Annotated in this window: 23 protein-coding genes and 7 tRNA genes; 13 read left to right on the top strand and 17 right to left on the bottom strand. The window is 67.4% G+C overall.

Features of this window, described 5'->3' with window-relative positions; translation table 11 throughout:
* Nucleotides 1–16: 16 nt before the first annotated feature.
* On the top strand, nt 17–286 hold the full coding sequence (locus Q5Z10_RS13160; protein WP_303635873.1) for a hypothetical protein: 270 nt from the start codon (nt 17–19) through the stop codon (nt 284–286).
* Here Q5Z10_RS13160 and Q5Z10_RS13155 read toward each other — a convergent pair.
* The gene (locus Q5Z10_RS13155) at nt 283–573 is read right to left on the bottom strand and encodes a putative quinol monooxygenase (protein ID WP_303635872.1); all 291 of its coding nucleotides are present in this window, start codon (nt 571–573) and stop codon (nt 283–285) included. The two genes, Q5Z10_RS13160 and Q5Z10_RS13155, sit on opposite strands and share 4 nt — an antisense overlap.
* 37 nt (nt 574–610) lie before the next feature.
* Entirely contained in the window at nt 611–1,699 is a 1,089-nt protein-coding gene (locus Q5Z10_RS13150; RefSeq protein ID WP_303635871.1) for a DUF5694 domain-containing protein, read from the bottom strand.
* A 426-nt stretch (nt 1,700–2,125) separates the two neighbouring features.
* Here Q5Z10_RS13150 and Q5Z10_RS13145 point away from each other — a divergent pair, with 426 nt between their 5' ends.
* Nucleotides 2,126–3,967 carry a methyl-accepting chemotaxis protein gene (locus tag Q5Z10_RS13145; protein ID WP_303635870.1) on the top strand — a complete coding sequence of 614 codons (1,842 nt, stop codon included), beginning with the start codon at nt 2,126–2,128 and terminating at the stop codon, nt 3,965–3,967.
* A 109-nt stretch (nt 3,968–4,076) separates the two neighbouring features.
* Here the strand turns inward: Q5Z10_RS13145 and Q5Z10_RS13140 are convergent.
* Nucleotides 4,077–4,162, bottom strand: a tRNA-Leu gene (locus tag Q5Z10_RS13140).
* A 136-nt stretch (nt 4,163–4,298) separates the two neighbouring features.
* Between Q5Z10_RS13140 and Q5Z10_RS13135 the strand changes: the two genes are divergently transcribed.
* Nucleotides 4,299–4,682 carry a response regulator gene (locus tag Q5Z10_RS13135; RefSeq protein WP_303635869.1) on the top strand — a complete coding sequence of 128 codons (384 nt, stop codon included), beginning with the start codon at nt 4,299–4,301 and terminating at the stop codon, nt 4,680–4,682.
* Nucleotides 4,683–4,747: 65 nt separating this feature from the next.
* On the opposite strand, the gene Q5Z10_RS13130 is transcribed toward Q5Z10_RS13135, so the two are convergent.
* Nucleotides 4,748–5,704, bottom strand: coding sequence for an SOS response-associated peptidase family protein (locus tag Q5Z10_RS13130; protein ID WP_303635868.1), 957 nt, complete (start codon nt 5,702–5,704; stop codon nt 4,748–4,750).
* A 79-nt stretch (nt 5,705–5,783) separates the two neighbouring features.
* On the opposite strand from Q5Z10_RS13130, the gene Q5Z10_RS13125 reads away from it, so the two are divergent.
* Nucleotides 5,784–6,200: a GNAT family N-acetyltransferase gene (locus tag Q5Z10_RS13125; protein WP_303635867.1), complete on the top strand. Its 417-nt coding sequence runs from the start codon at nt 5,784–5,786 to the stop codon at nt 6,198–6,200.
* Between the two features lie 57 nt (nt 6,201–6,257).
* Here Q5Z10_RS13125 and Q5Z10_RS13120 read toward each other — a convergent pair.
* The 8 genes from Q5Z10_RS13120 to Q5Z10_RS13085 form a co-directional block, all read right to left on the bottom strand.
* A tRNA-Glu gene (locus tag Q5Z10_RS13120) sits at nt 6,258–6,333 on the bottom strand.
* Between the two features lie 47 nt (nt 6,334–6,380).
* Nucleotides 6,381–6,456, bottom strand: a tRNA-Ala gene (locus tag Q5Z10_RS13115).
* Between the two features lie 43 nt (nt 6,457–6,499).
* Nucleotides 6,500–6,575, bottom strand: a tRNA-Glu gene (locus Q5Z10_RS13110).
* Nucleotides 6,576–6,623: 48 nt separating this feature from the next.
* Nucleotides 6,624–6,699: transfer RNA gene (locus Q5Z10_RS13105), tRNA-Ala, on the bottom strand.
* A gap of 55 nt (nt 6,700–6,754) precedes the next feature.
* Nucleotides 6,755–6,877, bottom strand: coding sequence for a hypothetical protein (locus Q5Z10_RS13100; RefSeq protein ID WP_303635866.1), 123 nt, complete (start codon nt 6,875–6,877; stop codon nt 6,755–6,757).
* Between the two features lie 6 nt (nt 6,878–6,883).
* Nucleotides 6,884–6,959 (bottom strand) — tRNA-Glu (locus Q5Z10_RS13095).
* Between the two features lie 53 nt (nt 6,960–7,012).
* Nucleotides 7,013–7,088, bottom strand: a tRNA-Ala gene (locus tag Q5Z10_RS13090).
* Between the two features lie 96 nt (nt 7,089–7,184).
* Nucleotides 7,185–7,583: a MerR family transcriptional regulator gene (locus tag Q5Z10_RS13085; protein ID WP_303635865.1), complete on the bottom strand. Its 399-nt coding sequence runs from the start codon at nt 7,581–7,583 to the stop codon at nt 7,185–7,187.
* Between the two features lie 184 nt (nt 7,584–7,767).
* On the opposite strand from Q5Z10_RS13085, the gene Q5Z10_RS13080 reads away from it, so the two are divergent.
* The 8 genes from Q5Z10_RS13080 (at nt 7,768) to Q5Z10_RS13045 (ending at nt 17,779) form a co-directional block, all read left to right on the top strand.
* On the top strand, nt 7,768–8,835 hold the full coding sequence (locus Q5Z10_RS13080) for a GlxA family transcriptional regulator (protein WP_303635864.1): 1,068 nt from the start codon (nt 7,768–7,770) through the stop codon (nt 8,833–8,835).
* Between the two features lie 83 nt (nt 8,836–8,918).
* Nucleotides 8,919–9,722: a TlpA family protein disulfide reductase gene (locus tag Q5Z10_RS13075; RefSeq protein ID WP_303635863.1), complete on the top strand. Its 804-nt coding sequence runs from the start codon at nt 8,919–8,921 to the stop codon at nt 9,720–9,722.
* 30 nt (nt 9,723–9,752) lie between these two features.
* Nucleotides 9,753–10,589 (top strand): thiol:disulfide interchange protein DsbG, encoded by an 837-nt coding sequence (gene dsbG, locus Q5Z10_RS13070; protein ID WP_303635862.1) that lies wholly within the window; start codon nt 9,753–9,755, stop codon nt 10,587–10,589.
* Nucleotides 10,590–11,107: 518 nt separating this feature from the next.
* Nucleotides 11,108–12,523: a DcaP family trimeric outer membrane transporter gene (locus Q5Z10_RS13065; protein ID WP_303635861.1), complete on the top strand. Its 1,416-nt coding sequence runs from the start codon at nt 11,108–11,110 to the stop codon at nt 12,521–12,523.
* Nucleotides 12,524–12,599: 76 nt separating this feature from the next.
* Nucleotides 12,600–13,952: an arginine/agmatine antiporter gene (adiC, locus tag Q5Z10_RS13060; protein ID WP_303635860.1), complete on the top strand. Its 1,353-nt coding sequence runs from the start codon at nt 12,600–12,602 to the stop codon at nt 13,950–13,952.
* A gap of 21 nt (nt 13,953–13,973) precedes the next feature.
* Nucleotides 13,974–16,262 (top strand): Orn/Lys/Arg family decarboxylase, encoded by a 2,289-nt coding sequence (locus Q5Z10_RS13055; protein ID WP_303635859.1) that lies wholly within the window; start codon nt 13,974–13,976, stop codon nt 16,260–16,262.
* Between the two features lie 28 nt (nt 16,263–16,290).
* A complete protein-coding gene (locus Q5Z10_RS13050; protein WP_303635858.1) occupies nt 16,291–17,193 on the top strand; it encodes a cation diffusion facilitator family transporter in 903 nt (300 codons plus the stop codon).
* 145 nt (nt 17,194–17,338) lie between these two features.
* Nucleotides 17,339–17,779, top strand: a complete 441-nt coding sequence (locus tag Q5Z10_RS13045; protein ID WP_303635857.1) for a RidA family protein — start codon at nt 17,339–17,341, stop codon at nt 17,777–17,779.
* Nucleotides 17,780–17,925: 146 nt separating this feature from the next.
* Here the strand turns inward: Q5Z10_RS13045 and Q5Z10_RS13040 are convergent, their stop codons facing one another.
* From Q5Z10_RS13040 to Q5Z10_RS13025, 4 genes are all read right to left on the bottom strand, one after another.
* The gene (locus tag Q5Z10_RS13040) at nt 17,926–18,468 is read right to left on the bottom strand and encodes a hypothetical protein (protein WP_303635856.1); all 543 of its coding nucleotides are present in this window, start codon (nt 18,466–18,468) and stop codon (nt 17,926–17,928) included.
* An 83-nt stretch (nt 18,469–18,551) separates the two neighbouring features.
* Complete coding sequence (locus Q5Z10_RS13035) at nt 18,552–18,776, bottom strand: hypothetical protein (RefSeq protein ID WP_303635855.1); 225 nt, start codon at nt 18,774–18,776, stop codon at nt 18,552–18,554.
* On the bottom strand, nt 18,761–19,474 hold the full coding sequence (locus tag Q5Z10_RS13030) for a glutamine amidotransferase (RefSeq protein ID WP_303635854.1): 714 nt from the start codon (nt 19,472–19,474) through the stop codon (nt 18,761–18,763). Before Q5Z10_RS13030 ends, Q5Z10_RS13035 begins: the two co-directional genes overlap by 16 nt.
* On the bottom strand, nt 19,471–20,244 hold the full coding sequence (locus Q5Z10_RS13025) for a YggS family pyridoxal phosphate-dependent enzyme (RefSeq protein WP_303635853.1): 774 nt from the start codon (nt 20,242–20,244) through the stop codon (nt 19,471–19,473). Before Q5Z10_RS13025 ends, Q5Z10_RS13030 begins: the two co-directional genes overlap by 4 nt.
* A gap of 77 nt (nt 20,245–20,321) precedes the next feature.
* Between Q5Z10_RS13025 and ptsJ the strand changes: the two genes are divergently transcribed.
* On the top strand, nt 20,322–21,608 hold the full coding sequence (ptsJ, locus tag Q5Z10_RS13020) for a MocR-like B6 salvage transcription factor PtsJ (protein WP_303635852.1): 1,287 nt from the start codon (nt 20,322–20,324) through the stop codon (nt 21,606–21,608).
* Between the two features lie 67 nt (nt 21,609–21,675).
* On the opposite strand, the gene Q5Z10_RS13015 is transcribed toward ptsJ, so the two are convergent.
* Complete coding sequence (locus tag Q5Z10_RS13015) at nt 21,676–22,182, bottom strand: hypothetical protein (RefSeq protein ID WP_303635851.1); 507 nt, start codon at nt 22,180–22,182, stop codon at nt 21,676–21,678.
* Between the last annotated feature and the right edge of the window lie 29 nt (nt 22,183–22,211).

Below are 22,211 nucleotides of genomic sequence, written 5' to 3'. Positions count from 1 at the left end.
ACTACAGGAGAATGCGATGACCTACTGGAATGCGGAAGCCATTCGCGCCTATGCGCCGGCTGCGGTGGGCTGGTGCCTGGCCGCCTGCGGCTGGCTGCGATGGGAGCAGCTGCGTACCGATCAGCAGGCGCAGTCGCTGCTGCCGGTGCTGCAGTGGGGCGTGACGGTGATGCTGCTGGCCACGCTGGGCGGCATCGTTGCCATCAGCGTGATGCGGTGGCGCGCCGGGCGGCAGGCCACCCGGGAGCACCGACCGCACCCGCCAAGATCGCCACCGCGCCGCTAAAGCGCGGCCGGGTCCATCAGCAGGAACGTGCCGGGCCTGCGCTGGTGTGCATCGATCAGCGGCACCAGACGACGGAAGTGCTCGGTGGCACAGTGCGCATCCAGCGCCGCACGGTCCGGCCAGTGTTCGATGAAGATGAAGTGGCCGGGATCCTTCTGGTCGACGAACAGATCGTAGGCGATGCACAACGGCTCGCGACGGGTCTGCGCCACCAGCTCGCGGTACAGCGGCATCACCGCGTCCACGGCGTCAGGATGGATGAAGTCCTCGGCGATCACCTTGAGCATGACGGTCCCTGCTGCGGAAACGCACATGGTAGCGGCGTCAGCGCAGTACCTGTTCGGCATCCACCAGCTGCACGTCGTGCATCTGGTTGAGGTAGGCCTCGTAGTAGCCCTTGTGCGAAGCGCCGACGATGGCAAGCAGGCGCGTGCCCGGACGCAGCCCCAGCACGTCGCGGATGTTGGCAACCATGCGCAGGTTGCGGGTTTCCCAGTAGGCAACGTAGTTGCGGCCGAAGGCCTTCTGCGAAGGCTCGACCAGCGCTGCGCCGAAGTCCGCCCGGTAGGACTGCAGCCCGACGTCCGGGCGGTTGTAGTCCCGATACAGGGCCATCAGCCCATCCGGCTCGCCGAGCCTGGCGAGCAGCTGTTCGTCCGTGTGCCGGCGCGCGTTCGCATGGGGGTTGTCCCAGGCCTTCTTCATCACGGCGGCGATCGCCTGCTCATCCTCCGCAGGGGTAGGTGAATCGGCGGTGTGGTCGTCGACGGACCACAGCCGTTCCAGGCCCAGGCGGGCGGCGAGCACTGCGGCCAGCAGGGTGGTTTCATTGCGACGGGTCAGGCCCTTGTCGAGGATGCCGACCAGTGCCTCATCCAGGCCGTCACCGGCGATGCGGGCATCGGCGGGCAGGCGCAGCCATTGCACCTGCGCCGAGCCGCGCTCGCCGGCCGCGAGGAACACCGCCGCCAGATGGCGCCGCTGCGCGGCCGTGGGCGCTGCCGGCCAGGTGGCCAGCAACCGTTCCATTTCGACGCTGGCGGCGGCGACGTCCAGGCCGGTCGCTGCGCGGGCCGCATCGGTGTTGAAGCAGTACGAGGCAATGCTGTCGGCATAGCGCGCCGGATGACGGCGCATGAAGTCGCACTGCACGCCGGACACGTCCTCGGTGGCGATCGCTTCAGGACGCCAGCGTGCCAGGCGTTGCAGCAGGGGTTCCAGCAGCGCTGGCTGGAAGGTGTCCGGCAGCCCCGACAGATGCATCGTTCCCAGCACCAGCACCTCGTTGGCGCGGCCGGCGGGCGGGCCCTTCAACTGGTCAGGCTGGAAACTGGGCCGGAATCCGCTGTCACTGGCCAGCGCCGCAGCGCTGAACAGGCCGAGGATGAGGATGGTGCCCGCGCGACGAAGCATGCTGCCTCCTGGGGTTGGGGTTGTGCTGCAGCGTCGGATGCTGCAGCGCCGGGAGCGCCGACGGATGTCCCGTTGGTCATTGCAACCTTCCGCGTGCCTGTTGCATCCCGGCCAGGCAACCCGGACCGGGCCGCCGGGGTTGGCGCTGGCGCCGATGAGGCGCCGCGCTAAAGGTGGCGCCAGGCAGGCCGATAGCTGATCAGGATCCGCACCCGCACCACCGACGGACCTCGAGGCTGCCCCCGATGGGCGGCCCGTGCTGTGTGCTCCGCCGCTGTTGGATGACGATCGCAGCTGCCTCAATGCTTCCTGCCAGTCGCTCGAGTGACGCCGCCCCCGGGCGTCTGTACGTCCAGGCAATTGATGTTGCCGCCGGGCATCCCGCCCGTCGGGTCGCAACCACTACCGGACACCGAGGATCAGACGATGCTTATTCCCGGCTTCACGGCAGGCGCACAGGCGCCGGCCGACGTGCTCACCCGTTGGTCGCCCTGGCGCGCGCTGCTGGGCGCGCTGGGCTCGCCGCGCAGTGCGGTGGCGCTGGCCGCCGACACCCGCCGCCATGCCGAGCTGGAGGCGCAGGTCGCCGCCCTGCACCGCGTGCAGGCGGTCATCGAATTCGCCCTGGATGGCACCATCCTGCAGGCCAACGACAATTTCCTGCAGGCGCTGGGATATCGCCTGGATGAGATCCAGGGCAAGCACCATTCGCTGTTCGTCGATCCCGAGCAGGCGCGCAGCGCCGACTACCGCGAGTTCTGGGCGCGGCTGGGCCGGGGTGAATTCGATGCCGGGCAGTACCGCCGGTTCGGCAAGGGCGGCCGCGAGATCTGGATCCAGGCGTCCTACAACCCGGTGCTGGACCCGCAGGGACGGCCCTACAAGGTCGTCAAGTTCGCCACCGACATCACCGCGCAGAGGCAGCAGGCTGCGGAGTCGGCCGGCCAGCTGGCTGCCATCGACAAGTCGCAGGCGGTGATCGAATTCAGCATGGACGGGCGCATCCTCGCCGCCAATGCCAACTTCCTCGCCGTCACCGGGTACACGCTGGACGAGGTGCGTGGTCAGCATCATTCGCTGTTCGTGGAGCCCGAGTACCGGAGCAGTGCGGGGTATCGGCAGTTCTGGGAAAAGCTTGGCCGCGGCGAGTACGACGCCGGCCAGTATCGGCGGCTGGGCAAAGCGGGCCGCGAGGTGTGGATCCAGGCCTCGTACAACCCGATCCTGGACGCCAATGGACGGCCGTTCAAGGTGGTCAAGTACGCCACCGACATCACCGCACAGGTGCATGCAAGCCAGGCCATGCAGCAGGCGGTGGCGCAGACCCGCGAAGTGGTGGCGGCGGCGAAGGAGGGCGACCTGACCCACCGCATCGCGATGACCGACAAGAGCGGGCCGATCGCCGAGCTGTGTGGCGGGGTCAACGCACTGGTCGAAGCGATGGCCGGCATCATCGGCCAGATCAAGTTCGCCGCCGACACGATTGCGGTGGGAGCGACCGAGATTGCCCAGGGCAACAGCGACCTGTCGCAGCGTACCGAGCAGCAGGCCGCTTCACTGGAAGAGACCGCCGTGTCGATGAAGGGGCTGGCCGAGACCGTGCAGCGCACCGCGACCAATGCGCGCCAGGCCAGTCAACTGGCGGGGGGAGCTGCCGAGGTGGCCGCGCGCGGTGGCCAGGTGGTGCACGAAGTGGTCGCCACGATGGCGGTGATCAATGCCTCCTCGCGGCGCATCGTCGACATCATCGGCGTGATCGATGGCATCGCCTTCCAGACCAACATCCTGGCGTTGAACGCGGCGGTGGAAGCCGCACGCGCCGGTGAGCACGGGCGTGGCTTTGCCGTGGTCGCCACCGAGATCCGCGAACTGTCGCAGCGCTCGGCCGGCGCGGCCAAGGAAATCAAGCAGCTGATCGACGCGTCGGTGGCCAATGTCGGGGCGGGTACCGCGCAGGTCGAAAGCGCTGGCCGGACCATGGACGAGATCGTGGTCGATGTGCGCCGCGTCAGCGACCTGGTGACCGAGATCAGCACCGCGGCCCAGCAGCAGAGCGATGACATCCAGCAGATGAACCAGGCCGTGGACCTGATCGACCAGGGGACGCAGCAGAATGCCGCGCTGGTGGAGGAAGCGTCGGCCGCGGCCCGCAGCATGGAGGAACAGTCCTCGGAGCTGCTGCGGACCGTCGCCGGATTCCGCGTGCAGGCCGGGGCCGGGGCAGGGCACGGCTCCGGCAGTCACGCGCCGGCGTTGCGGGTGGTGTAGCAGCCCGGGGAACGCGCGCCGGCCGGGCTGGCCAGTGGCGATGGCATCGGTTGCGCCAAGGCCAGCGTGAAAACGACAAAGGCCAGGTCGGGGACCTGGCCTTGATCGATGGTGCCGGTGAAAGGACTCGAACCTTCATGGGGTTGCCCCCGGCTGATTTTGAGTCAGCTGCGTATACCATTCCGCCACACCGGCAGCAGCGGGCTAGTGTACCCGACGCTGCACGGCGTTGATAGAGGCCCAGGCTGCCTGCGGCGGGTAGGGGCGCTGTCGGTATCAGCCTGGCGCTGGCTATACTGGAAGGGCTTAACAGGCGCGGGAGCGAAAGCCGATGTCAGCGTTGCAGGACCTGCGGGTGCTGGTAGTTGAAAACGACGAGATGAGCGCGGCGCTGCTGCAGATGCAGCTGGTGCACTCCGGTGCCCGGGTCGTGGGGCTGGCGGCGTCGGTCGCCGAGGCGCTGCGCCTGCTCGAACAGACGACGCCGGACGTTGCCCTGCTGGACTATCGCTTGGCCCGCAATGAAACCAGCGAGCCGGTTGCGGCGGCGCTCGGTGCGCGCAAGGTGCCGTTCGTGCTGGCCACGGGCATGACCGCCGATCAGTTGCCGCTGGCGATGCAGTCGGGCGTGCTGCTGGTCAAGCCGTACCTGTCCGCGGACCTGAGCAGGGCGCTGGTTCGCGCGGTCGGTCGTTCCAGGGCCGATGTGACCTGATCCGGGGCCGGGCCCGGCGCGCTGCGATCGCGTCATGGCGGCAGGCCAGCCAGGGCCAGCGCGACTCAGGCGGCCTCTTCATGGACGTAGCGGATATCCTCGCGATCGTCGAGGATGGCGTACTGCGCCGCCAGGTTGTCCGGGTCCGGGTTCAGCCATGCATCCAGATGCTCGGCGCGGATCGGCAGCACGCCGCGGTCATGCCCGGCGGCGGCGACATCGGCCGGCGGTGTGTCGGTGATGGTCGCAAACGAGAGCAGGTGTCCTTCGGGGCCCTCCCATTCGGCCCACAGGCAGGCCAGCAGCAGGTCGCGCGGCGGATCGGGACGGAACTCCAGCACCCTGTCCTGCGCCTTTTCCCCGGGCTCCAACGTGCGCCCGGCACTGGCGTGGCGCGGTACATGCTCGTAGAAGGCGCGCACCACCACCACGCCATGGTGCAGCCCGAACGCCCCGCGCCAATAGCCTTCCAGGCTGTCGCGGCGTGCGTTGTAGGTGCCTGGATAGAGCACATCGTTGCGGGCCGGTGCGTCCGGCAGGCGGCACTGGTAGCGCATCGGCCGGATCACCCGCTGCCCGTTCTCGCTGACCATCACCGGCGCGTAGGTCCCGGGGAAAATGCGGTTGTCGCGGGGCAGCAGCTGCTCGCGGTGCAGATCGTCCAGCCGTGCCTGGGCGCGTTCGATCCGGTTGCCGGCAATGCGCAGGTCGTTGCGCGCCTTCTGTGTGGGGCGGGTGGCCAGGGTGGCGCTGGCGATATCGCGCCGCTCCACCTGGCGGGCCAGTTCGGCCTGCAGTGCCAGCCGTTCCTGCGCGTGCCATTGCTGGATCTTCGCCACGATGTCGCGGCCCAGTTCGGTGCGCGCGCCGGCAAAGCCATCGTCCATGGCCTTCGGCGTCTTCGGCCGCTTCTTGCCGGGATCGTGGGCGTACAGTTCGGCGAAATCCTGCAGGGACAGCACCGCGCCGAACTCACGGACCAGTTTGGCGTAGTCGGCACGGATCAGGGCGGAGTAGCACATCGATGGGCAACCGGTGCGTGGGTCGCAGCAACTGCGGCGTAGATGCGGCAGGATAGCCCGACCTTCAGGGAGATGCTGCATGAGTGATCCGGCGACGATCCAGTTCCGCGAGGCGGTACCCACGGTGGAAGACTACTGCCAGCTGCGCGCGCTGGCAGGCCTCAGCGCCAAGACCCATGAGGCTGCGACGCGCGCGTTGCCCAATACCGTGTTCGGTGTCTGCGCCTACCAGGGCAGCGAGCTGGTGGCGATGGGCCGGATCATCGGCGATGGTGGCTGCCATCTGCAGGTCTGCGATATCGCCGTGCTGCCGCGGTTGCAGGGGCAGGGCCTGGGCAAGCAGGTGATGCAGCGGCTGAGCGTCTGGATGCAGGGCAATCTGCCGCCCTCGGCGTACGTGAGTCTGCTGGCCGACGGCGAGGCACATCGGCTGTACGCGCAGTTCGGCTTCGCGCCGACCGCTCCGGCGTCGATCGGGATGTATCGGCGGTTCTGAACACCCGCGCGCGTGCAGGCAAAGAAAAACCCCGGCCGAAGCCGGGGTTTCAAGAATTGGCGTCCCCACGGGGATTCGAACCCCGGTCGCCACCGTGAAAGGGTGATGTCCTAGGCCTCTAGACGATGGGGACGCACGAAAACTTCAAGTTGTAGATCCTTCGACGGCCTAATGTCGAAGTGGTGGAGCCAAGCGGGATCGAACCGCTGACCTCCTGCATGCCATGCAGGCGCTCTCCCAGCTGAGCTATGGCCCCATGAAACATCGGATATCTGCCGGGAGCAGAGTCCGTTTGAAACTGGCGTCCCCACGGGGATTCGAACCCCGGTCGCCACCGTGAAAGGGTGATGTCCTAGGCCTCTAGACGATGGGGACGCACGAAAACTTCAAGTTGTAGAACTTTCGACGGCCTAATGTCGAAAGTGGTGGAGCCAAGCGGGATCGAACCGCTGACCTCCTGCATGCCATGCAGGCGCTCTCCCAGCTGAGCTATGGCCCCGTGTTACCGAGCCGCCTATCATACCTGCCTGTTCACATTTGTGGAAGCTTTTTTTTCAGCTTTTTTCGTTGTCGTCCTGCCCGGCCATGAAGGCGGGGAGAACCGCAACGCCACACCTGGAACGCAGGTGGCGGTGAACAAAAAAGACCCGGTTATCGGCCGGGTCCTCGTTGTTCATGATGAGTGGCGTCCCCACGGGGATTCGAACCCCGGTCGCCACCGTGAAAGGGTGATGTCCTAGGCCTCTAGACGATGGGGACGCAGATCTCATCAATGTTCTTTGCGACCTTTCGACGGCCTAATGCCGAAAGTATGGTGGAGCCAAGCGGGATCGAACCGCTGACCTCCTGCATGCCATGCAGGCGCTCTCCCAGCTGAGCTATGGCCCCACGTCGCTGAGGAGCGAAATAATAGCTGTGCCCCCAGGGGTTGGCAAGCGCTTTGTTGCACTTTTCTGCACGCCGATCGCGCAGCCGCAGCGTCGCTCAGGGCGCGTCAGCCGTGAGTGCGGCCAGGATCGGGCACTGCTCGAGGGCGCCGTGCCCGGGGCAGGCATCCACCAGCTGCGAGAGCGCGGCCTGCATGCGCTGCAGTTCCGACATCCGCAGTTCGATGTCCTGCAGGCGGAGGCGTGCCGTCTCGCGCACGCTGCCCATGTCCTGTGGCGGGTGGTCGCTGAGCGCGAGCAGTTCGCTGATCTCATCGAGACTGAAACCCAGGCTCTTGGCGCGGCGGATGAAGCGCAGGCGGCGCAGGTCTTGTTCACCGAAGATGCGGTAGCCACCCGCCGAGCGCGCGGCCCTTGGCAGCAGGCGCTGGCGCTCGTAGTAGCGGACGGTGTCGATGGGCACGCCTGCCTGGCGGGCCAACTGTCCAATGTTCACGACGGACTCCTGGGGGCCTGGACCGCATTGTGATCCCTGGAGTCTGGTCAAGAGTCAAGACTGGGGCACGTCTGCGTATTCAGCACACTTTGCAACTTTCTTCATAGCCCCGGCGGCGAAGCAGTTCCTACCCTGCGCCTGAACCGGCCGCGCGACGGCCTGAACCGAATGAGGAGGTGGGACTGTGGAGGGAATCAGCAACGAAGGATTCGTCGAGGTCGCGGTGGTCGAATATCCCGGGGGCGACCCGTCGGCGGCATCGGTCCTGGCCGAGATGGCTCACGTGGCCAACCGGCTGGCCCAGCAGCAGCGGCGCCCCTTCAAGCGGGTGCTGGTCACGCGCTGGATCCTGCCGGCCAGCAACACCGGTGTACATCGTATCGCCGGCGCCGAAATGCTCGATGCCGCCATTCCCGCGGTGATCGCGCTGCCGGGACAGGTCAGTCCCGGTGCATCGCTGCGCACCGAGGAGGTACTGCTGGACTGGCTGCGGGCGCATTACGACGGCGGCAGTCTGCTCGCGGCCGCAGGCGACGGGGTCAGTGTGCTGGCACGTGCCGGCCTGTTGGCCGGTCGCACCGTGTCGGGTCCCGAGCTCAGCCGTCACCCTGGCCTGCAGGTGCAGGCCGGCAGCTGGACGCCGAGCGAGCGGGCCCTGGTCGATGATGGCGATCTGCTTACCGTCGGCGGCGTGCAGGCCTGGCGCTTCCTCGGTCTGCGCCTGCTGTACCGGCTGCATGGCCAGGGTGTGGCCAGCACGGTGGCACAGCAACTGGGTATCGTGGTCCCGGTCACCATCCAGCAGGATCTGGAACGTTTCAGTGCCAATTTCGCCCACGGCGATCGCGATGTGCTGAAAGCCCAGCGCTGGCTGCACACCACGGCAGCGCGCGGGGCCACGCTCGGCGGGATCTGTGAAATCTCCGGTCTGGAGCCGAGGACGCTGCAGCGGCGCTTCCTGAAGGCCACCGGGCTGCGGCCCATCGAATACTGCCAGCGGCTGCGGGTGGCCAAGGCGCAGACCCTGCTGCAGCAGGGTGCCAGCATCGATGAGGTTGCCTGGGGCGTAGGGTACGCGGACCAGAGCGCGTTCCGCCGCCTGTTCCTGCGGATTGTCGGCATGACGCCGGCCAATTACCGCCGTCACGTCAGCAGCAAGCGCCGTGAACGTCCCTTGATGCCTGCCGTGGCGGGCAGCCTGCGTGGCCTGCATGCCGCGCCGGCCACGCAGCTGGGTCGAAACGCCGCTTGATGAACGCGGCCGGGACGCCGTGCTTGCATTGCGGGCACGGCGCTTCGACGATGCAACCCTGACGGGAAGAAGTGGGTGAGTGGATGTCGAGTGTGGGTCCGGTACCGATGCCGGTTGTGTTGATCCTGATCTGCCTGTTGCTGGCGATGGCTGCGGCGCGTATCGGGGGACGTGGGAAAGCGGAGCCGGGCCGTCCGTCCGCGTCTTCCCTGGTGCTGGACATGCTGCTGATCGGCCTGCTGTGTGGCCGGCTGTCTTTCATTGCGACCCATTTCGCGCTTTACCGCGATGCGCCGTGGGGTGTGCTGCAGATTGCCGATGGCGGCTATCACGTTGTGGTCGTGGTGATTGCTGCACTCGCGTGGGGTCTGTGGCGGCTGCGCGGCCACCGCCCGCTGCGGTTGCCGGTACTGGGCAGCGCGTTGGCCGGGGTGCTGCTGTGGGGACTGGGCAGCTACGGCCTGGCCAGCTGGCAGGCCCGGCAGATGCCGTTGCCGACGCTGCAGGTGGCCGACCTGCAGGGCCAGGCGGTCGATCTCCAGCGTTTCCGTGGCAAACCGCTGGTGTTGAATCTGTGGGCCAGCTGGTGCGGACCGTGCCGGAGGGAAATGCCGGTGCTGGCAACCGCACAGCAGGCGCATGCGGACGTCCAGTTCGTTTTCCTCAACCAGGGCGAGACCCTGGAAGAGGTCCAGACCTTTCTTGCAAATGAACGCCTGGTGCTGGGCAACGTGCTGCTGGATGAACCGGCAAGCGCGTCGACCACACTGGGTGTCCAGGCCTTCCCGTCCACGCTGTTCTTCGATCCACAGGGGCGGCTGCAGGAACTGCACCTGGGCGAGCTGACCCAGGCTGGCCTTGAACACAAACTGCGCCGGCTGCGGTAGCCTGCGCTGGCATCTCACTACGGAGTTTCCATGTTGTCGATTTCCCCGCGCACCGCGCACATGCTGCTGCTGCCGGCGCTGATGGCCCTGGCCGCCTGCAGCCAGGCACAGACCCCGCCGGGCAAGGCTGCGCCTGCAGCCGCCGCAACCCCCGCGGCAGCCAACAAGGGCGATCAGCCGGCCGTCCTGAAGGGCATCGAGAAGCATGGCTTCGAGGCCGTTGCCGAGTTCGACGCACCGGGCGGCCTGCGTGGCTTTGCCGGCATGGTCGGCGGCCAGCAACCGGCGGCAGCCTACGTCACCGCGGATGGCAAGCACGTGCTGGTGGGCAGCCTGTTCGATGCCGAGGGCAACGAGGTGGCGGCGGAAACGCTGGAGAAGCTGGTGGCCGCACCGATGTCGGCCAGGATGTGGAGCAAGCTGGAGGCCAGTGCATGGGTCCGTGACGGCAAGGCCGACGCACCGCGCGTGGTTTACACCTTCAGTGATGCCAACTGCCCTTACTGCCACAAGTTCTGGGAAGCGGCACGGCCCTGGGTCGATGCCGGGAAGGTGCAGCTGCGCCATGTGGTGGTCGGTGTCATCCGTGAAGACAGCCCGGCCAAGGCGGCCGCGATCCTGGCTGCACGCGATCCGAGCGCGGCGCTGCTGGAGAACGAACACCAGTTCGAGCGCGGCGGCATCAAGCCGTTGCCGAACATCAGCCGCGAGCTGGCGGCGAAGCTGGATGCCAACCAGGTGCTGATGGTCGAAATGGGCTTCCAGGGAACGCCGGGCATCCTGTTCCAGGATGCGCAGGGCAAGGTGCAGCGCCGCGCCGGGATGCCGCAGGGCAATGACCTGCAGACGGTGCTCGGACCGCGCTGAGCCGCTCCGCCCTGGCGGTGACTTCAGATTCCAGCGGGCCCGCATGGCGACATGCGGGCCCGCTGCGTTCTGCCCCGCAGAGGCCTCGCTGTGCTGCGCACCTCTGGGTCGCTGTCACGTCTGAATCGTGACTGACATCAAGCAATGCGCCTTGATCCCAATCAAGGTCAAAAACGACAGTCGAACTAGCCTTGACGCATGGAATACAGCGTCACTGCGCCAAGGACATCGCATCGGCCACGCCCGCAACCGGGCAGGGATGCAATGCCATTCACGACACTCTCACCCCGCGATTGTTACCCAGAGCGCTGCGGTCGCCACCCCTTCGGCAGCGCTGCTTCGGTGGGTATGACCCTGAGTCGTAGGGAATGGCGCCGTGGTCCGGTTGCCTGCCATGTGCAGGTGGGTGATCGCCATCACTGCAGTACCCGCATGTCCAGCAACGGCACCATGAGGCTGGGACGGCGCACGCGCGCGGCCAGGCCGTGTGGTGCCCATGTCAGTCCAGGGAGGATGCAATGCGCTTGGCGGTACTGAGTCTGGCCTGTGTGACCGCGATGGCCGCGGCGCCGGCACATGCGCAGGACGATGCGCAGGCCTTGCGCCGCGAGATCGACGCGATGCGGCAGACGCTGCAGCACCTTCAGCAGCGTCTTGACCAGCTGGAGGCGCGCGGGGAACGTGCCGCCGCACCGGCCGCCGCCGCCGCGTCGACGACCGCGATGGGGTCGTCCAGCAGTCTGCACCCCACCCAGGTGCCGGGCGTGGCGCCGCCGGTGCTGCCGCAGCGTGACTCGGTGGCCGATCCGTCGACGGCGGCCTCGCGACCGGACAGCGCCGCCGGGCCGACCGATCCCGACCTGAAGGGATTCTTCGCCATTCCCGGCACCGATACCGTCATCCGCATCGGCGGCTACGCCAAGCTGGATGCCATCGCCGATTCGCGCGGCGCCGGCGACGAGGACCAGTTCATTCCCTCATCCATCCCGGTGGGCGGCGAGCACCGGGATGTCTCCAATTTCAATCTGCACGCCAAACAGACCCGTTTCAGTTTCGAGGCGCGGCGCCCGACCACGCATGGCAACCTGCGCTTCTATCTGGAGAATGACTTCTTCGGCAGCAGCGACGGCTATCAGTTCCGCCTGCGCCACGCGTATGGCCAGCTCGGCAACACCTACGCCGGCTATGGGTATTCCAGCTTCATGGACGCGGACAGCCTGCCGGACACGCTGGACTTCGCCGGCCCCGGCGGTGCCGGCTATCTGCTGGTGGCCGGCATCCACCACAGCTTCGCGCTGGGCAAGGGCAACACGCTGACCCTGGCGGCCGAAGACCCCGATACCGAACTGGCCGGTGCCAGCGACGCCCTGGCGGCGGTCAACCGGGTGCCGGACGTGAGCGTGACCGCACGCATGGAACGCGATTGGGGGCACCTGCAGCTGGGCCTGGTGGCGCGCAATCTGGCCTACGACGGTGATGCCCAGCGCGACCGCGTTTTCGCCGGCGGCGCGCAGCTCAGTGGCTCGGCCTCGATCGGCGAGCGTGACCTGCTGCTGTTCGGCGTGCTCGGTGGCCGTGGCCTGAGCCGCTACACCGCCGACCTGACCGGTTCAGGCCTGGACGCCGTGGTGGCGGCCGATGGCCGCCTGGATGCCCTCGATCTGCAGGGTGGCTTTGTTGGCTACACCCACTACTGGTCCGATCTGTGGCGTTCGAACCTGATCTACGGCCAGCTGACCCTGGAGCGCAATGCGGCGCTTCCCGCCGATGCCTTCCGCAACAGCCGCTACGGCGTGTTCAACCTGATCTGGAGCCCGGCGCCCTCGTGGACGATGGGCATGGAGCTGCTGTACGGCCGCCTGCAGCAACAGGGCGGTGCGCGCGGCGACACGGTCCGGGTGCAGGGCAGCCTGCAATACAACTTCATCAAATAGGCGCCAGCGGCTGCACGCCAGCGCAACCCGTCCCCACGCCCGGCCTGCCGGGCTCATGCCAGTCCAGGAGAGTGTCATGGCAGAAGCAAAGAAAATCGGGGTGGTCGGAGCCACCTTCCTTGTCGCGGGCAACATGATGGGCTCGGGGGTGTTCCTGTTGCCGTCCAGCCTGGCCAAGATCGGCACCGCCTCGATCTGGGGCTGGCTGATCACCACCGCCGGCGCGCTGCTGCTGGCCTTCGTGTTCGCCAAGCTCGGCAAGCTGGCGCCCAAGGCTGGCGGCCCCTATGCCTATGCCCGCGACTGGTTCGGCCCGTACATGGGCTTTCAGACCAACACCATCTACTGGTTCGCCAACTGGATCGGCAATGTCGCCATCCCGATTGCCGCAGTCGGCTATTTCAGCTACTTCTTCCCGATCCTGTCCGAGCCGCTGGTGCGCTGCATCGCGGTGCTGGTCCTGGTGTGGGCACTGAGTTTTGCCAACATGATCGGCCCGGCCTTCGTCAGCCGGGTGCAGACGGTCACCACCAGTTTCGCACTGGTGCCGATCCTGGGGATCGCCATCTTCGGCTGGTTCTTCTTCGATGCCGACATCTTCAAGGGCGCCTACAACGTGTCCGGCGAGTCGAACTTCGGTGCGATCTCCAGTGCTGCGGCACTGACCCTGTGGGCCTTCATCGGCGTCGAGTCGGCCTCGGTGACGGCCGGCGTCGTCGAGAACCCGGAAAAGAACGTGGCCCGTGCCACCCTGGCTGGCGTATTCCTGGCGGCCATCGCCTACATCGCCAGTTCGTCGGTGATCATGGGCATGGTGCCCAATGGCGAGCTGCAGGTGTCCGATGCGCCGTTCGCGCTGGCTGCGGCCAAGGCCGTCGGCGGCTGGGGCGGGGCGCTGGTCAGCCTGTGTGCCTTCATCGGTGCCGCCGGTTCGCTGGGCGGCTGGATCCTGCTGACCGCGCAGAGTGCCAAGGCAGCGTCCGATGACGGCCTGTTCCCGAGCATCTTCAGCAAGACCAACAAGGACGACGTGCCGGTGAAGGGCGTGCTGATCGTCGCGGTGCTGATGACGCTGGCGGTGCTGGTCACCTCCACCTCGGAGACCGCGTCGGCACAGTTCGACGTGATCACTTCGGCGGCGGTGGTGCTGACCCTGCTGCCCTACATCTATTCCTGCGTGGCCTGCTACTTCGTGGTGGAGCGCTCGCACACGCTGGTGCATACCGGGGCGTTCTGGACCCTGACCAGCCTGACGGTCGTGTACTGCCTGTGGGCGATCTACGGGTCGTCCGGATCGATCGTGCAGTACGCGTTCCTGTTCGTGCTGTTCATCACCGTGTTCTATCCCTTCTTCAGCGAGGAACGGCGCCAGCAGCGCCAGCGTTCCCGCGAGGCGGCGGCGATCTCGTCCGGCGCCCGGCGTTCCTGAGTTTCGAAAAGGAGAATCAACGTGTATTTCAAGTCACTGGATTACCCGGTCATCGTCATCGATGGCGACTACGATTCGCCGCGCATCGGCGGCATCCTGATCCGTGCCCTGGTGGAGGAGCTGCGCGGCAGCAACCAGCGAGTGCTGTGCGGCCTGAACCTGGATGACGCCCGCGCCGGCGCGCGGACCTATGTGGCGGCGTCGGCCGTGCTGATCTCCATCGACGGCAGCGAGGAAGTGGATGGCGAGTTCCAGCGCCTGACCGCCTTCCTGCGCGAGCAGAGCGCGCGCCGCGCCAACCTGCCGGTGTTCCTGTACGGCGAGCGCCGCACCATCGAGAAGGTGCCGAGCAAGCTGCTCAAGTACATCCACGGCTTCATCTTCCTGTTCGAGGACACCAAGAACTTCATCGCACGGCAGGTGATGCGCGCGGCCGAAGACTACATGCAGAACCTGCTGCCGCCGTTCTTCAAGGCGCTGATCCATCATGCGGCCGAGTCGAACTACTCCTGGCATACACCGGGCCATGCCGGTGGCGTGGCCTTCACCAAGTCGCCGGTGGGGCGGGCATTCCACCAGTTCTACGGCGAGAACACCCTGCGCAGCGATCTGTCGATCTCGGTGCCGGAGCTGGGTTCGTTGCTGGACCACACCGGGCCGATCAAGGAGGCCGAGAACGAGGCCGCGCGCAATTTCGGCGCCGACCACACCTTCTTCGTCACCAACGGTACCTCCACTGCCAACAAGATCGTCTGGCATGGCACCGTGGCACGCGGCGATGTGGTGTTCGTCGACCGCAACTGCCACAAGTCGCTGCTGCACGCGCTGATCATGACCGGCGCGGTGCCGGTGTATTTCACCCCCAGCCGCAACGCGCACGGCATCATCGGCCCGATCAGCCTGGACCAGTTCACGCCGGAGTCGCTGCAGCAGCGCATCGCCGCCAATCCGCTGGCCAGCCAGGCCTACCAGGCCGGTTCCAAGCCGCGCATCGCGGTGGTCACCAACTCGACGTATGACGGGCTGTGCTACAACGCCGAGAAGATCGCCGACGAGATCGGCAGCGCGGTTGACTTCCTGCACTTCGACGAAGCCTGGTACGCCTACGCTGCGTTCCATCCGTTCTACGAGAACCACTACGGCATGGCCAAGGGCAAGCCGCGCGAGCAGGACGCGATCATCTTCACCACCCATTCCACCCACAAGCTGCTGGCCGCGTTCTCGCAGGCATCGATGATCCATGTGCGCAATTCGGCACAGCGCAACCTGGATGCCGAGCGCTTCAACGAGTCGTTCATGATGCATACCTCGACCAGTCCGCATTACGGGGTGATCGCGGCCTGCGATGTGGCCTCGAAGATGATGGAAGGCGAGGCGGGGCGCTCGCTGGTACAGGAAATGCACGACGAGGCGATCGCCTTCCGCCGCGCGATGCTGCATGTGCGCGACGACCTGGGCCGCGACGACTGGTGGTTCAGTGTGTGGCAGCCGACCAAGCTCGAGCGCAGCCTGGACAAGGGCGATACGCCGGCGCCGCTGGTGGCCAAGCGCGAGGAGTGGTACCTGCAGCCGGATGCGCATTGGCACGGCTTCGAGAACCTGGTCGACGACTACGTGCTGATCGATCCGATCAAGGTGACCCTGCTGACCCCGGGCCTGTCGATGGACGGCAGCATGGGCAGGCTGGGCATCCCGGCGGCGGTGCTGAGCAAGTTCCTGTGGGGCCGCGGCATCACCGTGGAGAAGACCAACCTGTACTCGGTGCTGTTCCTGTTCTCGATGGGCATCACCAAGGGCAAGTGGAGCACCCTGGTGACCGAGCTGATGGCGTTCAAGGACCTGTATGACCGCAATGCGCCGCTGAGCCAGGCGCTGCCGACGTTGGCCGCCGATTACCCGATCGCCTACGCGGGCTGGGGCCTGCGTGACCTGTGCGACGCATTGCATGCGTTCAACCAGGACTTCGCGGTGGCCAAGGTGATGCGCGAGATGTACGTGGACCTGCCGACACCGGTGATGACGCCGGCCGATGCCTACAACCATCTGGTGAAAGGCGAGATCGAACGGGTCGACATCGAACAGCTCAGTGGCCGTGTGGCGGCGACGATGCTGGTGCCATACCCACCGGGCATTCCGACCATCATGCCCGGCGAGCGCTTCGGTGCCAGTGACGAGCCGATCATCCAGTCGCTGCGCATCGCCCGTGAGCAGAACGCTCGCTTCCCGGGCTTCGAGTCGGACGTGCATGGCCTGATCATCGAGCACGAAGGTGACGTGACCTCGTACAAGGTGGAGGTGCTGAAGGCCTGACCGGCAACGGTCGGCTGCTCGGCGGTCGATGGATACCACGCGCGAACAACGCCTGCTGAGGTTCTCGATCGGGGTCACCGTCGCGGTGAGCGCGGTCGGCTTCATCGGTGGCCTGCTGGTGGGATCGCAGGCGATCCTGTTCGATGGCGTGTACAGCCTGGTCGACGTTGCACTGACCCTGGTGTCGCTGTCGGTGCTGCGGCTGGTGGCGCGGGAGTACAGCCCGCGCTTCCAGTATGGCTACTGGCATCTGGAACCGATGGTCGAGGCACTCGGCGGGGTGATCCTGTCGCTGGCCTGCGTGTACGCGTTGGCCAATGCGGTGATCGGGCTGACCACGGGCGGGCATGAAGTGAAGTTCGGCCCGGCGCTGTGGTGGGCCGGGGTGCTCAGTGCCAGCAACCTGGGCATGGCCGCGTTCGTGGCCCGGCGCGCGCGCCGGCTGCGGTCGGCGCTGTTGTGGCTGGATGTGCGTGGGTGGCTGCTGGGCGGCCTGATGAGCCTGGCGGTGGTGCTGGCCTTCGTGCTCGCGCTGGCCCTGCATGGGGGGCGCTGGCATCACTGGGTGCCCTATCTGGATTCGATCGTACTGGCGTTGATCAGCCTGGCCGTGCTGCCGGTGCCGGCACGCAGTGCATGGAAGGCCATGCGTGAAGTGCTGCAGGTGGCACCCGATGACCTGGACGGGCGCGTGCAGCAGGTGATGCAGGCGTTCGTGGCCGAGCGCGGCTATGCCGGTTTCACCAGCCATGTGGCGAAGATGGGACGGATGCGCTTCATCGAGATCCATGTCCTGACCACGCCCTCGACGCCGCTGGGGACGGTGGGCGAGGTGGATGCGATGCGGGACGACATCGCGATGCGGCTGGATGCCCGTGCCAGCACGTTCTGGCTGACCATCGATTTCACCGCCGATCCGGCCTGGACCTGAGGCAGGAGTGTCACGCCCTGCCGGCGCTGGCAGCGGGGCCCGCGGCATCGTTGCGCGTCGCGGGCCAGTCTGTTGCATCCGGTGGATTTGACCTCAACGCGGGTTGAGGTTGCAGACTGCGCGCTGTTCCCCAGAGAGTTGCGGCATGAACCTGTTGCACACCGCGGACTTCAGCCATGGCCTGCTGGAGCTGTTCGACCCGCCCGGCCTGCATGATCCGAGCGCGAACGGCTATTCGCACGTGGCCGTGGTGCGGCTGCCGGCCCGGGTGATCCACATCGCCGGGCAAGGGGGCGAGGACGACGACGGCAACCTGTCGCCGGGCTTCGAGGAGCAGGTTTCGCAGGCCCTGGACAATCTGCAGACCGCACTGCGGTCCGCGCATGCCGGACTGGGTGACGTGGCCCGGCTGCGGATACTGGTGGTGGACCATGATGAGGACCGCCTGGGCATCATCGCGCGGCAAGTGCGGCGGCGCTGGGCCAATCGGCCCGCGCCGACCTGCACGCTCATCCCGGTGCCACGCCTGGCACTGGACGGCATGCTGTTCGAGATCGAGGCCGAAGCCTACGCGGCGCAAGGCTGAAACGCCCCGGTCGTGGCATCGGGTGGCTTCCTCGTGGTCGCTGGCGGCGCCGACCTGGAAGCGCGTGGTGGCATGCCCGGGGCGCGCGGTGCGGCCGTGATCGATGCTGTTGCGGGACGGGCATCGGTCGCGGCCGCAGGGGCCGCTCAACCGGCCCGGCTGGCGCGTCGCATTTCCAGCAGCAGGCGGTGCGCGGGAAACGTGCGCAGCGTGGGATGCGCGTGCCGGTGATAGGCATTCCAGTAACTCGCGGCGCGCTGCATGCAGCGTTCGAAGAAGACCGGGTTCGCGCGGATCAGCGGCGCATAGGCGGCCAGTCCGATCTGCCGCGCCTGCCGGCTGACGGCCAGGGCGATTTCCTCGACATACTCGCCGAGCAGCGCCAGATGGAATGCCAGAACCCAGGGGGGCGATGCCGTTGCCAATGCCTCGATGGCGCGCTGGCGCAGATGGCCGTCCGGGTGTCGGGTGGCCAGGCACAGGCAGAGCAGGCGCGCCTCGCCCTGCAGCGAAGCGGCGAGCCGGTCCAGGCGCGTGGCATCGACGTAGATGCGGTAGGGGAAGCACAGGGTTTCACCGTCCAGCAGCAACCGGTAGTGGCTTTCGCTGGGCTGGCCTTCGCCGATGCGGTGCAGGCGTTGCTGCAGGTCCAGGGCGATGTCACGCAGGTTGGCGGGTACGTCGAGCATCGCGTGACTATCACTTGCGTGACGGCGCCAGTCCAGCATGCTGCGCGCAGGTGCAGCCAGTGCCGGCCCCCGCGCCGTCGTTGTCAGAGCGCGCCATACTGGATCTGCGCGGCCAGTACCCGCAGGCCATCGCTGCCGCTGGACAGGATGCGTTGTTCACCGATTCCCTTCTGCCGTTGCACGAGAAACCCTTCTTCGGCGGGCAGGCGTGCGGCGATCGCTTCCAGGTGCTGCAGTGCGTTGGGACCGTCGCAGTCGAAGTGTCCCCAATGGATGCCGTGGCGCTGGACGGTCAGGCGGTAATGCATGGGCGGGTCTCCGGTAGATCATGCAGCCAGTGATGGAACATCGCCGTTGCCGCTGCCGCCAGCGGTGCGCCGTAGCGCCGTGCCTGCGCACGCAGATCCGCTGGATCGATGCCGGCCTGGGCCAGTTCCAGCGTGTGGCCGATCAGCCAGCGCTCGAACTGGCGCGCATCCAGCTCCGGATGGCATTGCAGTGCGAGCGCATGGTTGCCGATGGCGAAGGCCTGGTGGCGGCAGGCCGGGGTGCTGGCCAGACGGCGGGCGCCTGCGGGCAGTTCGAAGCCCTCGCCGTGCCAGTGCAGCACCGGGATTCCCTGCAACGCCTGCAGCGGAGAACGCTGGCCTTCATCGGTGAGCAGCAGCGGCGCGAAGCCGATCTCCCTGCCACCGGTCGGGGTGACCTGCGCGCCAAGTGCGCGCGCCATCAGCTGCGCGCCCAGGCAGATGCCCAGCGTTGGGCGCTGTTGCTGCAGGCGGCGCTGCAGCAGGGCGATGCTGTCGGCCAGGAACGGGTAGGCCGCGCCATCGTTGACGCTGATCGGCCCGCCGAGCACCACCAGCAGGTCTGCCTGCTCTGCGCTGTCCAGCGTATCGACGCCGGCCTGCAGCGTCTGCAGCTGCCAGCCCTGGCCGAGCAGCAGCGGCTGCAGGGTGCCCAGGTCTTCGAAGCTGACATGCTGCAGGAGGACCGCGCGCTTCATGCCGGTGCTCCGTCGGTGGGCCAGTAGAGGCTGTCCGGCGTGGCGCGCGCGCCGAAGATCGCCTGGCCGACACGGACCACGGTGGCGCCTTCCTCGATGGCCACTTCGAAGTCGCCGGACATGCCCATCGACAGCTGCGACAGGTCGATGCCGTCCGGCGCCGTCTGCTGCAGCTGGTCGCGCAGCACTCGCAGGCGCACGAAGCAGGCGCGCACGCGCTCCACGTCCGGGGTGAACACCGCCAGGGTCATCAGGCCACGCACGCGCAGGCGGTCGAACGCCGGAAGCTGCTGCACGAATGCCGCCACCGCCTCCGGTTGCAGGCCGTACTTGCTGGGTTCGGCGGAGGTATTGACCTGCACGAACACGTCGAGCCTGCGGTCTTCCAGCTGCAGGCGCTGCTGCAGCGCCTCGGCCACACGCAGGCTGTCCAGCGCCTGGAATTCGCTGGCGAAGCGGGCCACGTCGCGGGCCTTGTTGGTCTGCAGGTGGCCGATCACCGACCAGTGCACGGCAAGGTCGGCCATGGCCAGCGCCTTGCGCTGCGCTTCCTGCACCTTGTTCTCGCCGAGTACGTTGCAGCCGGCCGCCACGGCCATGCGGATGCGGGCTTCATCGACGGTCTTGCTGACCGGCAGCAGGCGCACGCTGGCCGGATCCCGGCCGGCGCGGCTGCAGGCGCGGGCGATGCGCTGGCGCACCGTGGCCAGGTTGGTGGCGATCTGTTCGATGGACTGGGCGACGGGCCAGTCGGCAGGGGCAAGCGGCATGGTGGGGCACCTCCGATGCGGGCGGCCAGGGTGGGATACACTGGCACAGGACAAGAAATAGTTTGGCATAGGACAAAATGAAAATCACGGGGCGCAGTGCCGAAGCGATCTTCGACAGCATCCGCAGCGGCATCGGTGATGGCCGCTTGGCGGCGGGCAGTGCGTTGCCGCCGGTGCGCGATCTGGCCGAGCGGCTGGGGGTCAACCGCAATACCGTAGCGGCCGCCTACAAGCGGCTGGATGCGGCGGGCCTGGCCAGTACCGCCGGGCGCCGTGGCACGGTGGTGCGCGGGCTGCCGCCGGCGATGGCGCGGGAGGGCAGCCGGCCAGGGCTGGCCCTGCATGATCTGGCCGGCGGCAACCCCGATCCGCGGTGCCTGCCGACCCTGCGTGTGGCAGCGTCGGCGCCGCGGTTGTACGGCGCCGATACGGTGGACCGGCGCATGCAGCGGCTGGCACGGTTGTCGCTGGACGCGGACTGCCCGCCGGACTACGCGCTGGAGCTGGCCCATGGTGCGGTGGATGGCATCGAGCGCGTGCTGACGGCGTGGCTGCTGCCGGGCGACCTGATCGCCGTGGAGGATCCCTGCTTCCTGGGGAGTCTCAACGTGCTTGGTGCGGCCGGGCATGCGCCCTTGCCGGTCGCGGTGGACGCCCACGGCATGCAGGTGGAATCGCTGCGCCAGGCATTGCTGGCCGGTGCGCGTGCGGTACTGCTGACGCCGCGCGCGCACAATCCCACCGGTGCCAGCCTGGACGCGGCGCGTGCGCGTGCGCTGCGGCAGCTGCTGGCCGAGCATCCGCAGGTGGCGGTGCTGGTGGATGACCACTATGCGCTGCTGTCACAGCAGCCTTATCACTCGGTATTGCCGCAGGACGGGCGGCGCTGGGCGCTGCTGCGTTCGTTGTCCAAGTCGTTGGGCCCGGACCTGCGGCTGGCCTGGCTGGCCTGCGACGGGCACACGGCAGCGCGGCTGCGCCTGCGGCTGGCGGCAGGCACCGGCTGGGTGAGCCATCTGCTGCAGGATGCGGCCAGCAGCGTGCTGGAATCCGCTGCGCAGCGGGAGCGCATCGCTGCGGCTGGCGCGCGCTACCAGCAGCGGTTGCAGGGCTTGCAGGCCCTGCTGCAGGCGCGCGGGCTGCCGACACCGACGCCGATGGAAGGTTTGAACCTGTGGTTGCCGCTGACCGCAGACAGCACGCCACAGGTGCTGGCGCTGGCCGCACGCGGCTGGCACGTGCGCAGCGGTGAAGTCTTCGCCGTGGCGGCGGCCGCGCATGGCCTGCGCATCACCTGCGCGGCATTGGGTGCACGGCAGCAGCGGCAGCTGGCCGATGACCTGGCGGCGGTGTGCGGTTTGTAGCGTCGAGCCATGCTCGACTGCCGCGCAGATGGAACAGTCGAGCAGGGCCCGACGCTGCAGAAGCAGATCAGGGGGCGGCGTTGGCGCCCGGGCGCACGTAGTAGGACTGGCCGCTGTCATCGAGGAACACCAGTTCCGGCTTGCCCTGCCAGGAGGTCAGCATGGCCCCGGTGTTGTTCTGGTGCTTGACCATCAGGCTGGCACCGCGGTCCGGGTTGGCGACAACCTTGAACACTTCGGTGGTACCGGTGGCATCGTCCAGGGTCAGCAGCGCTTCGCCACCGCGGTCGCTGGTACCGTAGCCGCCGCGTTCGGAGCCATCCGGACCGAGCAGGATCAGGCCGGACAGGGCGGTGGCGCGCGGCCCCTGGCTGCGGCCCTGGCTGAGCGGGTCGGGAACCGGAGCGCCGAGGATCACCCGCGGTTGGCCGTTGCCATCGTGGATGACCAGGCCGCGTGCCTCGATGATGCGCTGTGGTGATTGGCTGCGATGCAGGTTCCAGGCGGTCCAGCCGGAAACAAGCAGGGCAAGGGTCGAGACCACCAGCGTGGTCAGCAGCAGCGCACGGGGCATTGGATCGTCCTTCCTTGGATGTGCCGACG

It is taken from the genome of Stenotrophomonas sp. 704A1 (assembly GCF_030549525.1).
GTDB lineage: Bacteria > Pseudomonadota > Gammaproteobacteria > Xanthomonadales > Xanthomonadaceae > Stenotrophomonas > Stenotrophomonas tuberculopleuritidis.
This window is presented reverse-complemented; position numbering and strand designations above follow the sequence as displayed.

Coding starts and splice junctions, on each gene's coding strand:
- Q5Z10_RS13160 (WP_303635873.1), top strand. CDS start 17: ATGACCTACTGGAATGCGGAAGCCATTCGCGCCTATGCGCCGGCTGCG.
- Q5Z10_RS13155 (WP_303635872.1), bottom strand. CDS start 573: ATGCTCAAGGTGATCGCCGAGGACTTCATCCATCCTGACGCCGTGGAC.
- Q5Z10_RS13150 (WP_303635871.1), bottom strand. CDS start 1,699: ATGCTTCGTCGCGCGGGCACCATCCTCATCCTCGGCCTGTTCAGCGCT.
- Q5Z10_RS13145 (WP_303635870.1), top strand. CDS start 2,126: ATGCTTATTCCCGGCTTCACGGCAGGCGCACAGGCGCCGGCCGACGTG.
- Q5Z10_RS13135 (WP_303635869.1), top strand. CDS start 4,299: ATGTCAGCGTTGCAGGACCTGCGGGTGCTGGTAGTTGAAAACGACGAG.
- Q5Z10_RS13130 (WP_303635868.1), bottom strand. CDS start 5,704: ATGTGCTACTCCGCCCTGATCCGTGCCGACTACGCCAAACTGGTCCGT.
- Q5Z10_RS13125 (WP_303635867.1), top strand. CDS start 5,784: ATGAGTGATCCGGCGACGATCCAGTTCCGCGAGGCGGTACCCACGGTG.
- Q5Z10_RS13100 (WP_303635866.1), bottom strand. CDS start 6,877: ATGAACAACGAGGACCCGGCCGATAACCGGGTCTTTTTTGTTCACCGC.
- Q5Z10_RS13075 (WP_303635863.1), top strand. CDS start 8,919: ATGTCGAGTGTGGGTCCGGTACCGATGCCGGTTGTGTTGATCCTGATC.
- dsbG (WP_303635862.1), top strand. CDS start 9,753: ATGTTGTCGATTTCCCCGCGCACCGCGCACATGCTGCTGCTGCCGGCG.
- Q5Z10_RS13065 (WP_303635861.1), top strand. CDS start 11,108: ATGCGCTTGGCGGTACTGAGTCTGGCCTGTGTGACCGCGATGGCCGCG.
- adiC (WP_303635860.1), top strand. CDS start 12,600: ATGGCAGAAGCAAAGAAAATCGGGGTGGTCGGAGCCACCTTCCTTGTC.
- Q5Z10_RS13050 (WP_303635858.1), top strand. CDS start 16,291: ATGGATACCACGCGCGAACAACGCCTGCTGAGGTTCTCGATCGGGGTC.
- Q5Z10_RS13045 (WP_303635857.1), top strand. CDS start 17,339: ATGAACCTGTTGCACACCGCGGACTTCAGCCATGGCCTGCTGGAGCTG.
- Q5Z10_RS13040 (WP_303635856.1), bottom strand. CDS start 18,468: ATGCTCGACGTACCCGCCAACCTGCGTGACATCGCCCTGGACCTGCAG.
- Q5Z10_RS13035 (WP_303635855.1), bottom strand. CDS start 18,776: ATGCATTACCGCCTGACCGTCCAGCGCCACGGCATCCATTGGGGACAC.
- Q5Z10_RS13030 (WP_303635854.1), bottom strand. CDS start 19,474: ATGAAGCGCGCGGTCCTCCTGCAGCATGTCAGCTTCGAAGACCTGGGC.
- Q5Z10_RS13025 (WP_303635853.1), bottom strand. CDS start 20,244: ATGCCGCTTGCCCCTGCCGACTGGCCCGTCGCCCAGTCCATCGAACAG.
- ptsJ (WP_303635852.1), top strand. CDS start 20,322: ATGAAAATCACGGGGCGCAGTGCCGAAGCGATCTTCGACAGCATCCGC.
- Q5Z10_RS13015 (WP_303635851.1), bottom strand. CDS start 22,182: ATGCCCCGTGCGCTGCTGCTGACCACGCTGGTGGTCTCGACCCTTGCC.